The 13,255-nt window shown below is 72.9% G+C and carries 14 protein-coding genes and 1 riboswitch; of the genes, 6 read left to right on the top strand and 8 right to left on the bottom strand.

The window, feature by feature from the left end:
* Positions 1-63: 63 nt before the first annotated feature.
* The 3 genes from STRTU_RS26530 to STRTU_RS26520 form a co-directional block, all read right to left on the bottom strand.
* Positions 64-477: a DUF3040 domain-containing protein gene (locus STRTU_RS26530; RefSeq protein WP_030085829.1), complete on the bottom strand. Its 414-nt coding sequence runs from the start codon at positions 475-477 to the stop codon at positions 64-66.
* Positions 478-735: 258 nt separating this feature from the next.
* Complete coding sequence (locus STRTU_RS26525) at positions 736-1,491, bottom strand: methyltransferase (RefSeq protein WP_159746539.1); 756 nt, start codon at positions 1,489-1,491, stop codon at positions 736-738.
* Between the two features lie 298 nt (positions 1,492-1,789).
* Positions 1,790-2,275 carry an SAV_6107 family HEPN domain-containing protein gene (locus tag STRTU_RS26520; RefSeq protein WP_159746538.1) on the bottom strand — a complete coding sequence of 162 codons (486 nt, stop codon included), beginning with the start codon at positions 2,273-2,275 and terminating at the stop codon, positions 1,790-1,792.
* A 287-nt stretch (positions 2,276-2,562) separates the two neighbouring features.
* Between STRTU_RS26520 and STRTU_RS26515 the strand changes: the two genes are divergently transcribed.
* From STRTU_RS26515 to STRTU_RS26505, 3 genes are all read left to right on the top strand, one after another.
* Positions 2,563-3,180 carry a TetR/AcrR family transcriptional regulator gene (locus tag STRTU_RS26515; protein ID WP_159746537.1) on the top strand — a complete coding sequence of 206 codons (618 nt, stop codon included), beginning with the start codon at positions 2,563-2,565 and terminating at the stop codon, positions 3,178-3,180.
* A gap of 356 nt (positions 3,181-3,536) precedes the next feature.
* Entirely contained in the window at positions 3,537-4,157 is a 621-nt protein-coding gene (locus STRTU_RS26510; RefSeq protein WP_159746536.1) for a DUF4126 domain-containing protein, read from the top strand.
* A gap of 94 nt (positions 4,158-4,251) precedes the next feature.
* Complete coding sequence (locus tag STRTU_RS26505; RefSeq protein ID WP_159746535.1) at positions 4,252-5,769, top strand: phytoene desaturase family protein; 1,518 nt, start codon at positions 4,252-4,254, stop codon at positions 5,767-5,769.
* 12 nt (positions 5,770-5,781) lie between these two features.
* Here STRTU_RS26505 and STRTU_RS26500 read toward each other — a convergent pair whose 3' ends face one another.
* The 5 genes from STRTU_RS26500 to STRTU_RS26480 all read right to left on the bottom strand — a co-directional run bounded on the left by STRTU_RS26500 (position 5,782) and on the right by STRTU_RS26480 (position 10,608).
* Positions 5,782-6,993: a hypothetical protein gene (locus STRTU_RS26500; protein WP_159746534.1), complete on the bottom strand. Its 1,212-nt coding sequence runs from the start codon at positions 6,991-6,993 to the stop codon at positions 5,782-5,784.
* A 37-nt stretch (positions 6,994-7,030) separates the two neighbouring features.
* Complete coding sequence (gene metF / locus STRTU_RS26495) at positions 7,031-7,948, bottom strand: methylenetetrahydrofolate reductase [NAD(P)H] (protein ID WP_159746533.1); 918 nt, start codon at positions 7,946-7,948, stop codon at positions 7,031-7,033.
* A 171-nt stretch (positions 7,949-8,119) separates the two neighbouring features.
* Positions 8,120-8,770 carry a thiamine phosphate synthase gene (thiE, locus tag STRTU_RS26490; protein ID WP_159746532.1) on the bottom strand — a complete coding sequence of 217 codons (651 nt, stop codon included), beginning with the start codon at positions 8,768-8,770 and terminating at the stop codon, positions 8,120-8,122.
* 118 nt (positions 8,771-8,888) lie between these two features.
* Positions 8,889-9,254 (bottom strand): Rv2175c family DNA-binding protein, encoded by a 366-nt coding sequence (locus tag STRTU_RS26485; RefSeq protein WP_042162000.1) that lies wholly within the window; start codon positions 9,252-9,254, stop codon positions 8,889-8,891.
* Positions 9,255-9,366: 112 nt separating this feature from the next.
* On the bottom strand, positions 9,367-10,608 hold the full coding sequence (locus STRTU_RS26480) for an NAD(P)/FAD-dependent oxidoreductase (RefSeq protein ID WP_159746531.1): 1,242 nt from the start codon (positions 10,606-10,608) through the stop codon (positions 9,367-9,369).
* A 143-nt stretch (positions 10,609-10,751) separates the two neighbouring features.
* A riboswitch (TPP riboswitch) is annotated at positions 10,752-10,864 on the top strand.
* On the opposite strand from STRTU_RS26480, the gene thiO reads away from it, so the two are divergent.
* From thiO to STRTU_RS26465, 3 genes are all read left to right on the top strand, one after another.
* The gene (gene thiO / locus STRTU_RS26475; RefSeq protein ID WP_174878929.1) at positions 10,862-12,088 is read left to right on the top strand and encodes a glycine oxidase ThiO; all 1,227 of its coding nucleotides are present in this window, start codon (positions 10,862-10,864) and stop codon (positions 12,086-12,088) included. (Overlaps the previous riboswitch by 3 nt.)
* Positions 12,089-12,164: 76 nt before the next feature.
* Positions 12,165-12,380 carry a sulfur carrier protein ThiS gene (gene thiS / locus STRTU_RS26470; RefSeq protein WP_042161997.1) on the top strand — a complete coding sequence of 72 codons (216 nt, stop codon included), beginning with the start codon at positions 12,165-12,167 and terminating at the stop codon, positions 12,378-12,380.
* 9 nt (positions 12,381-12,389) lie between these two features.
* Positions 12,390-13,184: a thiazole synthase gene (locus tag STRTU_RS26465; protein WP_159746530.1), complete on the top strand. Its 795-nt coding sequence runs from the start codon at positions 12,390-12,392 to the stop codon at positions 13,182-13,184.
* Positions 13,185-13,255: the final 71 nt, after the last annotated feature.

The raw sequence follows: 13,255 nt of genomic DNA, 5'->3' as shown, positions 1-13,255 counted from the left end.
GGCGGCGAAAACCGGGCTCCGTCGTCGCTCAGTGGCGCTCCGTCGTCGTTCAGGGGCAGGGGCTCAGTGGCCCTGTTGTTCGTCCCTGCGTCGCTGCCAGCGGTCCTCGATACGGTTCATCATCGAGCGCCGCTGCCTGGCCTGACGACGCGCCGGGGCACCCACACCGCCTCCGGAACCGGCACCGGACTGCTGCTCTCCCGGCTTGGGAGCCTTGCGCCAGCCGGTGACCGCCAGCACGGCGCAGCCGAGCATGACGAGGAAGCCCACCACACTGATCCAGATCTGCTGCGCGACCATGCCGGCCATGAGCAGGGCGATACCCACCAGGAAGCCCGCGACCGCTTGGTAGACCCGTCGCCGGGTGTACGTACGCAGCCCGCTTCCCTCAAGCGCTGTCGCGAACTTGGGATCTTCGGCGTACAGCGCTCGCTCCATTTGCTCGAGCATGCGCTGCTCGTGCTCCGAGAGCGGCACGGAGTCCTCCTACTCGTCGGTCGCGGGGGGCGACCGGGTGCGACCCTTTCAGGATAGGCAGGGAATCGCCCCCGTGAAACCCGCCCCTCGACGCCAGTTCACTGTCCGGGCCGCCACGGCGACCGGTGGTGATGCTGCCTGCATTCCCCACCCGCCTATCCGTCATGCCGGAACGTCGTACCCCGATCATACGGGGCGAAGGGGCTGATCGGGTGGTCTGTGGCCGACTGCACGCGGTAGTCATGTGAGCCGCGTGGGTCAGTCGCGCTCCGCGAGGACATGCAGCTGGGTGGCCACGGAGTGGAAGGCGGGCTGCTCGGCGGCGGCCGCCTCAAGCTTCAGCAGGGCCTCCATGGCGCCCGGCTCGGTGTCGACCAGCACCCCGGGGACCAGGTCGGCGAAGACCCGTACGCCGTGTACCGCGCCGACCTCCAGGCCGGTGGCGGACACCAGCTCGGTGAGCTGGTCGGCGGTGAAGCGGCGCGGCACCGGGTCACCCTCGCCCCAGCGTCCGGCCGGGTCGGTGAGGGCCTGGCGGGCCTCGTTGAAGTGGCCCGCCAGGGCGCGTGCGAGGACGGCGCCGCCCAGACCTGCCGCGAGCAGGCTGAGGGTGCCGGCCGGGCGCAGCGCGTCGACGGCGTTGCGGACGCCCTCGGCCGGGTCGTCTACGTACTCCAGCACGCCGTGGCAGAGCACAGCGTCATAGCCGCCGCGCTCGACGACGTCGAACAGGCCGTGGGCGTCGCCCTGGACCGCGCGTACCCGGTCGGCGACGCCTGCCTCCGCGGCGCGGCGTTCCAGGGCGAAGAGGGCGTTGGGGCTGGGGTCGACGACCGTGACGCGATGGCCGAGGCGGGCGACCGGTACGGCGAAGTTGCCGGTGCCGCCGCCGGTGTCGAGGACGTCCAGGGCGTCGCGGCCGGTGGCCTTGACCCGGCGCTCCAGGGCGTCCTTGAGGACCTCCCAGACCACGGCGGTACGAAGGGATGCGCGCGGGCGCAGCGGGTCAGACACGGCGGGTGGCTCCTCGGCGGGGGCATGAACGTCTAGGCGCCCTCCACCCTATTCCGTCCCACGCCGTCCCACTCCGTCCGCCGCCTGCGGAGGGGGCGGGGCCGATGTGGCGGTGGGGCGGGGCGGTGGCAGTGGGGCGGGGCAGGGAGGGGCGGTGGCGGAGCCGTGGGGGGGCGAGTGCCGCTGCTTTCCCTTCCCTCCTTCCCCCCGGGGCCCCCGCCCCACCCCACCCCGCTCCCCCTCCTCCGCCTCCTCCGGCCCCTCAGCCCCGGCCTCAGCCCCCGGCCTCAGTCGCTGCTCACCCGGCCCGCTGGGGCGGTAGCGAGGGCTGGAGGAGCAGCATCCGCTCCACCAGGCGCAGGAACAGGGCGGCGTCACGCAGGAGATCGTCGGCGTCACGGCGGCCGGCCGCGCCGGCTATACCGGCCTCGGCCTTCGCGCGACGGGCGGCGCCGGCGGCGAACAGGGCGCTCCACTCTGCCAGTTCGGGTGCGACCTCGGGCAGCACTTCCCAGGCGCTGCGAATACGCTGCCTGCGGCGCACGGTGGTCTCCGGCCGGCCGCGGACGGCGAGGACGGCGGCGGCGGTGCGCAGCGCGGCCAGATGGGCCGTGGCGAAACGCTCGTTGGGGGTTTCGAGGGTCTGTGCCTCATCGAGGCCCTGCTGGGCCTGGGCGAGCAGGGCGAGTGCGGCGGGTGGTGCGGCCGCCCGCCGCAGGACGGGGTGGACATCGCTCGGGGGACCGTACGCAGCGGAGCTGCCCCTGTCGGGACGAGCTGCCATGACGAACCTCCTGTCGTCGCATGACGGTTCGGGCCCGAATGCCGATTCGGACCGGATGAGCCCATCGTGACGTACACCACTGACAATCGGCGTTGACCTGCACTTTCGTCAGAAAGGGGGCGGCCTTGCCGGTGGGTTCGCGGGAGCGGGTTCCGCACGTCCCCTTGCGGAACGAGGGGTGGGGTGCGCGCACGGGGCGGCGGGCCGCCAGGTGGCGCGGATGAAGGACCTGCATCCGGAGCTGAGCCTGTGAGCGGGCACCCGTCCGGGGCGGCACAATCGCCCCCATGGACAGCTCCAATACACGCCGCGACGCCACCCGGCGCAAGCTCTTCGAGGCCGCGGTCACGCTCATCGCCGAACAGGGCTTCTCCTCCACCACGGTGGACGAGATCGCCGAGCGGGCGGGTGTCGCGAAGGGCACCGTCTACTACAACTTCGCGAGCAAGAACGTGCTCTTCGAAGAGCTGCTGCGGCACGGCATCGAGATGCTGGCCACGTCCCTTCAGGCGGCCGCGGAGGAGGTGGCCGACCGGGGCGGCAGCCGGATCGACGCGCTGGACGCGATGATCCGGGCCGGGCTGGACTTCATCTCCCGTTACCCGGCGCTCACCCAGCTCTACGTCGCCGAGCTGTGGCGCACCAACCGGGCCTGGCAGTCGACCCTGATGGTGGTGCGGGAGCGGGCCATCACGGTAGTGGAGGACGTGCTGCGGGAGGCGGTCGCCCGTGAGGAGCTGAGCGAGGAGATCGATATCCCGCTGACCGCCTCGGCGTTGTTCGGGATGGTCCTGGTGGCCGCCCTGGACTGGCAGTCGTACCAGCCGGACCGGTCGATCGACGAGGTGCACGCGGCGCTGTCGCGGCTGCTCCAGGGGCGGATCAGCGGCCGGCCCACACAGTGACGGGAGGGGACCCGGAACCGGAAAGAGGGTGCACGCCGTAGTGGTCAGGAACGGCGCGCACCCTTTCTTCCCCCGTGGTCCCGCGCAAAAAAGTGCGCCGCCCTGGCACGGATCGTTCCCCCATCGATCCGACCAGGACGGCGCTTCCCCCGTACTCCCCCGTGTTCCCCCGTCACGTCCGGGAGCCGCGCCGCTCCGCCGCCCCGTGTCGGCGGTGCGGCGCCGCTTCCCTTCCGTGACCCCTACTTTTCCGTCCGGGCGGGCTCCGGCCCATCCGCGTACCTACTCATCTCGGCGTCTGAGTACGGATACTCAAAGCTGAGCACCGGCCCCCAGTGGGGGCCTACGATCTGCGCGTGTCCGTACTTCCCTTGGTGTTCACCAGTGGCTGGGCGAGCGGGATCAACGCCTACGCCGTCGTCCTGCTCTTCGGTCTGCTCGGCGCGACCGGCGTGACCGATGAGGTGCCCGCGGCGCTGCAGCGCCCGGATGTGCTGATCGTGGCCGGGGTGCTGTTCGTGGCCGAGGCCGTCGCCGACAAGGTCCCGTACGTGGACTCGGTCTGGGACGCCGCGCACACGGTGATCCGGCCGGTCGCCGGCGGCGTGGTGGCGGCGCTGCTGGCCGGCCACAACGGTTCGCTGCCCGAGCTGGCGGCGGGCGCCGTGGGCGGCTCCACGGCGCTGCTGAGCCATCTGGTCAAGGCGGGCACGCGGATCGCGGTCAACACCTCGCCGGAGCCGGCCAGCAACATCGTGCTGAGCCTGGCCGAGGATCTGGGCGTCGCGGGGCTCATCGCCTTCGCCGTGTTCCATCCGGTGGCCGCGGCGGTCATCGCGGGGACGCTGCTGGCCGCGGGGATCGCGGTGGTGATCTTCCTGTGGTCGCGGATCCGCGGATTCCTCCAGCGGCGGCGGCAGCGGCGCGCGGAGAAGCGGCCTGCGGCGGCGCGCGGTGCGGCGCCTCCGGTGACCTGACGGCGGGCTCCCGGCGGTCACCGAGGGCGCTGCCGGGACCGGTCCTCCGGCGGCCGTGCGGGCGTTGTCAGTGGGTCCGGATAAAGTCGCAGGCATGGCACGGATTGCGGTGATCGGCGCCGGGATGGGCGCGATGGCGGCCGCTGCCCGGCTGGCCGTCGCGGGCCACCGGGTGGCGGTGTTCGAGCGCGGCGCGACGCATGGCGGCGCGCTGCGGCAGCTGGCACGGGACGGCTTCGCCTTCGACACGGGGCCCGGACTGCTGCATCTGCCGGCCGTCTACCGCGATCTGTTCCTCAAGACGGGGCGGGAGCCGCTGGAGAGCCGCATCGAGCTGTCCCAGGTCGACCCCGCGGCCCGCCATGTCTTCGCCGACGGCACGGCCGTCTCGCTGCCGAACGCCTCACGGGCCGGTGTGCTGGCCGCCCTGGACGAGGCGCTGGGCGCGGGCTCCGGGGAGCGCTGGAGCGAGCTGCTGGTCCGCGCCCGCGAGGCCTGGGACGCCACTCGCAGGCCGCTCCTGGAGGAGCCGCTGTGGCCGGACTGGCAGGTGCTGGGGCGCGATCCGTATCCGGCGGTGCGCAGGCGCGGCCTGTTCGGCCGGGGCAAGGGCCCCACGACCGCCACCCTCGCCGAGGTGGCCCGCCGTGAGCTGGCCGATCCCCGGCTGATCGCGCTGCTGGAGAGCCATGCGCTGGCGTACGGCTTCGATCCGCGCAGCGCCCCGGCGAGCGCCGTCGTGCTGCCGTATATGGAGCAGACCTTCGGGAGTTGGTATCCGCGCGGCGGGATGCGGGCGCTGGCCGACGCGCTGTACGAGCGCTGTGTGGAGCGCAAGGTGGAGTTCAGTTTCGGCACGGCGGTGACCGGGATCGTGGAGAAGGACGGCCGGGCGGCGGGCGTGGAGCTGGCCGACGGCCGGGTGTCCGAGGCCGAGTTCGTGGTCGCGGGCGTCGATCCGGTGCGGCTCGTGGAGCTCTGCCGCGGGCGGGAGCCCTGGGGAGCGGACGACGTCCGCCCCGCCCCCGGGCCGGACGACCGCGCCACCGGACGGCTCACGGTCTGCCTCGCGCTGCGCGGCCCGCGCCCCGGGGACGCCGCGCATCGGACCGTGGTCCATGCCCCGGACCGCGCGGCCGAGCTGGCGGGCGTGTTCGGCGACGGGTCCGGGCCACGAACCCCCTGCGACCGGCCCACGGTGACGGTACTGCGCCCGGACGACCCGGCCACCCGGCCGGACGACGCCCATGAGGCGGTGACCCTGACCGCGACGGTGGCTCCGCCCGGCGCGGTCGACTGGCAGGACGGAGCGGCCGTGGCAGCCGCCGCGGAGCGGATGACCGAGAGGGCCGAGGCCGCGGTTCCCGGGCTGCGGGAGCGGGTGCTGTGGCGCGAGGTGCTGCCGCCGGCGGACGACGCACTGGTGCCGGGACCGGCGCTGGCAGGCCAGGAGGGCCGGTTCCTGCGGCCCGCCAACCGCACCCGGATACCGGGGCTCTACGCGGTCGGCGGCTGGTCCCACCCGGGCGGCGGCCCGGCCCACGCCGGCATGTCCGGCGCGATCGTCGCGGGCCTGATCGTGAACGGCGACGACTGGCAGGGCTCCACCTGAGCCACGGCTGACTCAGTAGCGATACTGCTGCCCGTCGTACCCCGGCTGCTGGTACGGCGGATAGGGCTGCTGCTCGGGCGGGAGTTCGGCGTCGCGCTGCTGGGGGACCCAGACGCCGCCGGGCGGGGTCTCCCCGTAGCCCTGGCCCGGGTACTGGCCCTGGCCGTACTGGCCGAGCGGCTGCCCCTGGCTGTCGTACTGCTGCGCGGCGTAGGGGGGTTGGGCGTACGGGTCGGGCTGCTCGTACGGGTCGTAGGGCGCGGCGTACTGCTGGGTGCCGAGGTACGGGTCGGGGTAGGGCAGCTGCCCGCCCTGGCCCGGGTTGTCGCCGTACGCCGCGTAGGGGTCGGCGGCATAGGCATCCTGGGCGGCAGGGCCCTGCCCGTAACTCCCGTCGTACGCATAGCCGTTGCCGCTGCCGTCGCTGTTCCCGTTACCGGCGGCGCCGTTGTAGGCGTCGTAGTCATAGCCGGTCTGGCGGCCGCGGGCATCGGAGCTGTAGATGCCGTACTGGCCGGTCTCGTCGGGCATCGGCTGCGGGGCGTAGACGGCGGCGCCGTCGGCCCGTCCGTAGTCGTCCTGAACGGCGAACGGCTGGGTGGCGTAGGCGTCCTGGTCCTGCTGCGGCGGATAGGGGTCCTGGCGCCCGTAGCCGTCGTCGGCGTTGTAGTCGTAGCCCGGCCCACCGTAGGAGCCCTGCCCGCTGAAGGTCTCCTGCGCGGTGAAGGCGTTCTGGCCAACCATGGTTTCCTGCGCGGCGAAAGCGTTCCCACCGACCATGGTTTCCTGCGCGGCGAAAGCGTCCCGGCTCATGAAGCCGCCGGTGCTCTCGAAGGTGTCCGGGCCCCCGTCGGCGGCCGGGCCGGCGCCGTCGGAGGGCGGTACCGCCTCCACGCCGGAGACCTGCAGGGTCGGTTCGGCGGGCGGCGGGCCCGACGGGCGGCCCCGGCGGCGCCGGCTCTCGCCGGGCTTGCCGCCCAGCGCCCAGCCGGTGGTGAAGCCGCGGCGGAAGGAGAGCGTGACCTGCGTCTGCCCGATGGCGAAGGCGATCAGGCCCAGCCCTATCACGATCACCGAGGGGATGATCACGCCGATGACCACACCGAGGAAGCCGGTGAAGGCGAGCAGCCGCCAGCGCAGCCGCGCCTTGTACTGGAGCAGTACCTCACCGAGCAGCCACAGGGCGACCAGACCGAATGCGATGTAGAGGATCGTCCAGCCCATATACGCCCCTCTTCCGCCGCCTGCCGGCCAGCCGTGATCAGGACTGCTGATGCAGCCCCAGATTTTCGTAGATTTCCAGGGTCGCCGTGGAGTGGTTCAGGGTAATGAAGTGCAACCCGGGAACATCCTCGGCCATCAAGCGTGCGCACAGTTCCGTTGCGTACTCGATCCCAATGGAGCGTACCGCCGCGGGGTCGTCCTTGACGGCCAGGATGCGCTCCGCCAGCTCGGGCGGGAACGCCGCGTTGCTGAGCTGAGCGAACCGTTCGATCTGGCGCACGTTCGTCACCGGCATGATCTCCGGAATGATCGGCGTGGAGCAACCCGCCGCCGTGACCCGGTCCCGGAGCCGGAAGTAGTCCTCCGGATAGAAGAACATCTGGGTGATGGCGAAGTCCGCACCGGCCCGGCACTTGGCGACGAAGTGTGCCACATCGGTGTCCCAGTCCGTCGAGCGCGGATGCATCTCGGGGAAGGCGGCGACGCCGACGCAGAAGTCGCCGGACTCCTTGATCAGCCGGACCAGATCGGCGGCGTAGCCGATGCCGTCCGGGTGCTTGACCCACTCGCCCATCGGGTCGCCGGGCGGATCGCCGCGCAGCGCGAGCATATTGCGGATCCCGGCGTCGGCGTACTGGCCGATGATGTTGCGCAGATCCGCCGTGGAGTGGTTGACCGCGGTCAGATGGGCGACCGGGGTCAGGGTGGTGTCGGTGGCGATGCGCTCGGTGGCGCGCACCGTGCCGTCACGGGAGGTGCCGCCTGCGCCGTACGTCACGGAGACAAAGGTCGGGGCGACGGCCTCGATCCGGCGAATGGCGTTCCACAGGGTCCGCTCACCCTTCTCGGTCTTCGGAGCGGCGAACTCGAACGAATAGGACTGCTTGCCGGAGGCGAGCAGTTCGCGCACCGTGTGCGCACGATCAGTCCTGGTGGAAGCTGTACCTAGGGCCATACCGGCAGGTTAACCAGCAGCGGGGCGCACACCAACCGTCTTCGGCGTAATGCCTGGTTGGTCGGGTTCGTGTCCACCGGTTGGACATCTTCCGGCCGCCCCGCCGACGGAAAACCTTCGCCCGTCCGCAAGCCGTCGCCGCGAAGTGATCCCGCTCACGCCGGACAGCCCTTAGGCGTCCTGGCTCCGGAGGCGCTTGGCCAGGGCGGCGGCCGCTGCTCCGGGGTCGTCCGCCTCGGTGAGCGCGCGGACGACGACGACCCGTCGGGCGCCGGCCCGCAGCACCTCGTCCAGATTTCCGGCGTCGATCCCGCCGATCGCGAACCAGGGGCGCTCGGGGGCGCGGGCGGCGGTGTAGCGGACCAGGTCGAGACCGGGGGCGTGGCGGCCCGGCTTGGTGGGCGTGGGCCAGCACGGGCCCGTGCAGAAGTAGTCCACACCGGGTTCGGTGAGCGCGGCGTCCACCTCGGGCTCGGCATGGGTGGAGCGGCCTATCAGGACCTCCTGGCCGAGGATCGCGCGGGCGGCCGGGACCGGCAGATCGCCCTGGCCCAGGTGCAGCACGTCGCTGCCGGCCGCGTGGGCGACATCCGCCCGGTCGTTGACCGCCAGCAGCTTGCCGTGCCGTCGGCAGGCGTCCGCGAAGACCTCCAGATGCCGGAGCTCCTCACCGGCCTCCATGCCCTTGTCGCGCAGCTGGACGATGTCCACGCCCGAGGCGAGCACCGCGTCCAGGAACTGCGGGAGATCGCCCTGGCGCTTACGGGCATCCGTGCAGAGATAGAGCCGGGCGTCGGACAGGGCCTGTCGTGCGGTGCTCATCGGGCGGCTTTCCCCCAGGTCGGGGGCGTACGGCCGGGCCTTCCGGCACGTACGCCCCTCGGGTGCGGTTACGGATGCGGGTGCGGCTGCCTCACGGGGGCGCGCCGCGCCGGGCGGGTCAGACGGCGAGCGCCTGGGCCCGGCGCTTCACCTCCGTGCCGCGATTCTCGCGCAGCGCCTGGGCAGGCGTGCCGGGCAGGGTCTCATCCGGGGTGAACAGCCACTCCAGCATCTCCTCGTCGGTGAAGCCGTCGTCCTTGAGGAGGGTGAGGGTGCCGACGAGGCCCTTGACCACCTTGTCGTCCTTGATGAAATCGGCGGGCACATGCAGCGCCCTGTTCTCGCCGCGGCGCACCGCGATCAGCTGGCCCTCCTTGACCAGCTGCCGGACGCGCGTCACCTCGACGCCGAGCTGTTCGGCGATGTCGGGGAGGGTGAGCCAGGCGGGGACGAGTCCATCGATGTTTGCGTCAATCTCGGTCACAGGACAAGCCTGCCACCTCGCACTGACAGCCGGTAGCCGGGCATCGCCATCAGGGCCTTCCTGCACACCGGAGGGTGACGGCGCCCGCCCGGCATCCGGCGGCCCCGGCGCGCTACACGGCCGCGGACTTCAGCGGTACGGACGCGTTCGCGGCCCGCTCGCGGTCCAGTACGACGCCCCGCTCGATCAGCTTGCGCCCCTGGGCGAGGTCCCGTGGCCGCCCCACGGCCAGCAGCGCGACGAGCCGCCCGTCCCGCAGCCAGATCACCGACCAGGCGGCCCCCGCCGGGTCACCGCGCCAGACCAGCTCGTCGGCGTCCCCGTGATGGCCCGCGTACTGCACGAAGCGGCCGAACTGCTCCGACCAGAAGTACGGGACGGGGTCGTAGACCAGCCCTTCGGCGTCGCCGCGGGCGATGTTCTCGGCGACCGTACGGGGGCCCTGGAGGGCGTTGTCCCAGTGGTGGATCAGCAGGCGGGTGCCGTAGCGGGCCGAGGGGAAGGAGGCGCAGTCGCCGACCGCGTAGACATCGGGCACGGAGGTGCGCAGCCGGTCGTCGGCGAGGACGGCGCCGTCCTGCGGGGAAATCTCGACGCCCGAGCCGGCCAGCCAGGCGGTCGCGGGGCGGGCGCCGATGCCGATGACCACCGCGTCGGCGGGCAGGGTGGTGCCGTCCGCGAGGGTGACCGCGCCCGCGGTGACGGAGGCGACCCGGGCGCCGGTGCGCAGCTCGGCGCCCGCGTCCGTGTACCAGCCGGTCATATGGGCGGCCACCTCGGCGGGCAGCGCACCGGCCAGCGGGCGGTCGGCGGCCTCGACGACGGTGACCGCGCAGCCCGCCTCCCGCGCCGCGGTCGCGAACTCGGCGCCGATCCAGCCGGCCCCGACGACCACGATCTCGTGCTGGGCGGCGAGCACCGGGCGCAGCCGCTCGGCGTCGTCGAGGGTGCGCAGCAGGTGGACGCCGGGCATGCCCTCACTGCCGGGCAGCATGATCGGGTCGGCACCGGTGGCGAGGACCGCGTAGTCGTAGGAGACCGGGCCGTCGGCCGTCTCGACGAGGCGGCCGTCCGGTACCAGGGCGGTGACCGGGCGGCCCAGACGGAGCTCGATGTCGAGCGCGGCGAAGTCGATGTCGAAGGTGGAGCCCTCGGCCTTGCCCAGCAGGACCGCCTTGGACAGCGGCGGCCGGTCGTAGGGCTGGTGGGGCTCGTCACCGAGGAGCGTGATCGCGCCGCGCCAGCCCTGTTCGCGCAGGGCGACCGCGGTCTGCACACCCGCGATTCCCGCGCCGATGATCACGACGCGCGGCGTGCGGTCAGGGGCCTGGGAGGACTTGCTCTGCTCGCTCACCCGATCACTCTAGGACGGTCCGTGACACCGCTCGCAGCAGCACGCAAGGAGATCTCTGACACACCGTCACCGCCGGCCCTCCCCGGACGGGGCCCCGGGCAGCGCCTTACGACGCCTCGCGGCCCCGTATTAGGCTGACGGATACACGCACTCGCGGGAGCCCGGACGTACCGGGCTGAGAGGGAGGCTGGCCGGCCTCCGACCGTACGAACCTGATCCGGGTCATGCCGGCGAAGGGAGGGGCTGGAAGCCCATGCATCCACCTGCCACCCATACGGGACCGCCGCCCGCGCCGGGTGCCGATGTGCTCGTCCTCGGGGGCGGCATCATCGGCCTGGTCACCGCCTGGCGGGCGGCCGGCCGCGGGCTGACCGTCGCACTGGCCGACCCCGCGCCCGGTGGCGGCGCGGCCCTGGTCGCGGCCGGGATGCTGGCCGCGGTCACCGAGCTCCACTACGGCGAGCAGACCCTGCTGGGCCTCAATCTCGCCTCGGCGCAGCGCTACCCCCGGTTCACCGAAGAGCTGGAGGAGGCCGCCGGGCAGCGGATCGGCTACCGGCGGTGCGGCACCCTGGCCGTCGCGCTGGACGCCGACGACCGCGCCCATCTGCGCGAGCTGCACGCCCTGCAGACCCGCTCCGGGCTGGACTCCCAGTGGCTCACCGGCCGCGAGTGCCGCCGCCTGGAGCCGATGCTGGCCCCCGGCGTGCGCGGCGGACTGCGCGTCGACGGCGACCACCAGGTCGATCCGCGGCGGCTGGTGAGCGCCCTGCTGACCGCCTGTGAGCGCGCCGGAGTGGCGTTCCACCGGAGCGCGGCGACGCGGCTGACGGTCCACGGCGGGCGCGCCACGGGCGCCGAACTCGCCGACGGCACCCGGCTGTCGGCGGACCAGGTCGTACTGGCCACGGGCAGCCACAGCGGCCGTCTCGCCGGTGTCCCCGACGAGGTGCTGCCGCCAGTGCGGCCGGTCAAGGGCCAAGTACTGCGGCTACGGCTGCCGGAGGTGCCCACGGGCAGCCCCGCCTTCCTGTCGCGCACCGTACGGGCCGTCGTCCGCGGCGGCCCCCTCTACCTGGTGCCGCGGGAGAACGGCGAACTGGTCGTCGGCGCCACCAGCGAGGAGCTGGGCTGGGACACCACCGTGACCGCGGGCGGGGTCTACGAGCTGCTGCGGGACGCCCATGAGCTGATCCCCGGCATCACCGAGCTGCCGCTGGCCGAGACCTGCGCCGGGCTGCGCCCCACCTCCCCCGACAACGCGCCGCTGCTCGGGCCGACCGGGCTGCCCGGCCTCCATCTGGCCACCGGCCACTTCCGCAACGGCGTGCTGCTGACGCCGGTCACCGGTGACGCGATGGCCGAGGTACTGACCACCGGGACCCTCCCCGAAGAGGCCCGCCCCTTCTCCCCCGCGCGCTTCTCCCCCGCCACCCCGGGGCAGGCGCGCACCCGTGCCCCCGAGGAGCAGCCCGTATGAACGCGCGCAGTCAGCGAACGGTGAACAGGTACGCGGGTGGCGACGGCACCCCCGCACGACGAAGCGAGGCCCGTGCATGAGCGCGTCCACCGTGTCCGTGTCCGTCAACGGCGAGGCCCGTGAGATCCCCGGCGGACTCACCCTCGACCGGCTCGTCGCGACGCTGTCCCAGGCGCCCGCCGGGGTGGCCGCGGCGGTCAACGAAACCGTGGTGCCGCGCACCCAGTGGCCCACCACCCCGCTCGGCGACGGCGACCGCGTCGAGGTGCTCACCGCGGTCCAGGGAGGCTGATCCGCAGACATGACCGACGATCCGTTCACCCTCGCCGGCACCACCTTCGCGTCCCGACTGATCATGGGAACCGGTGGTGCGCCCAGCCTCGACGTCCTGGAGCGGGCGCTGCTCGCCTCCGGTACGGAGCTGACCACGGTCGCCATGCGGCGGCTGGACCCGACCGTGCACGGCTCGGTGCTGTCCGTACTGGAGCGCCACAAGATCCGGGTGCTGCCGAACACCGCGGGCTGCTTCACCGCGGGCGAGGCGGTGCTCACCGCCCGGCTCGCCCGCGAGGCGCTCGGCACGGACTGGGTCAAGCTGGAGGTCGTCGCCGACGAGCGGACCCTGCTGCCCGACCCGATCGAGCTCCTCGACGCCGCCGAGACCCTCGTGGACGACGGCTTCACGGTGCTGCCCTATACGAACGACGACCCGGTGCTGGCCCGCAAACTGGAGGACGTCGGCTGCGCCGCGATCATGCCCCTGGGCTCCCCCATCGGCTCCGGCCTGGGCATCCGCAACCCCCACAACTTCCAGCTGATCACCGACCGGGCCACCGTCCCCGTCATCCTCGACGCGGGCGCCGGCACCGCCTCCGACGCCGCCCTGGCCATGGAACTGGGCTGCGCAGCGGTCATGCTGGCCTCCGCGGTAACCCGCGCCCAGGAACCGGAACGCATGGCAACGGCCATGCGGCACGCCGTCACAGCGGGCCGACTGGCACACCGAGCGGGCCGCATCCCCCAGCGGCACTTCGCGGTGGCGTCCTCACCGACGGACGGCGTGGCGGCCTTCGACCCCGAGCGCCCGGCCTTTTGAGGGCCTTCCCACGTTTTCTCCTTGCCCCACGTTTTTGTCCGTCCCGCCGTGTGGGTCTCCCGCCGTTGCTC

This window comes from Streptomyces tubercidicus, assembly GCF_027497495.1.
Lineage (GTDB): Bacteria > Actinomycetota > Actinomycetes > Streptomycetales > Streptomycetaceae > Streptomyces > Streptomyces tubercidicus.
The sequence above is the reverse complement of the archived record's forward strand: the minus strand, read 5'-3'. Positions and strand labels throughout refer to the sequence as shown.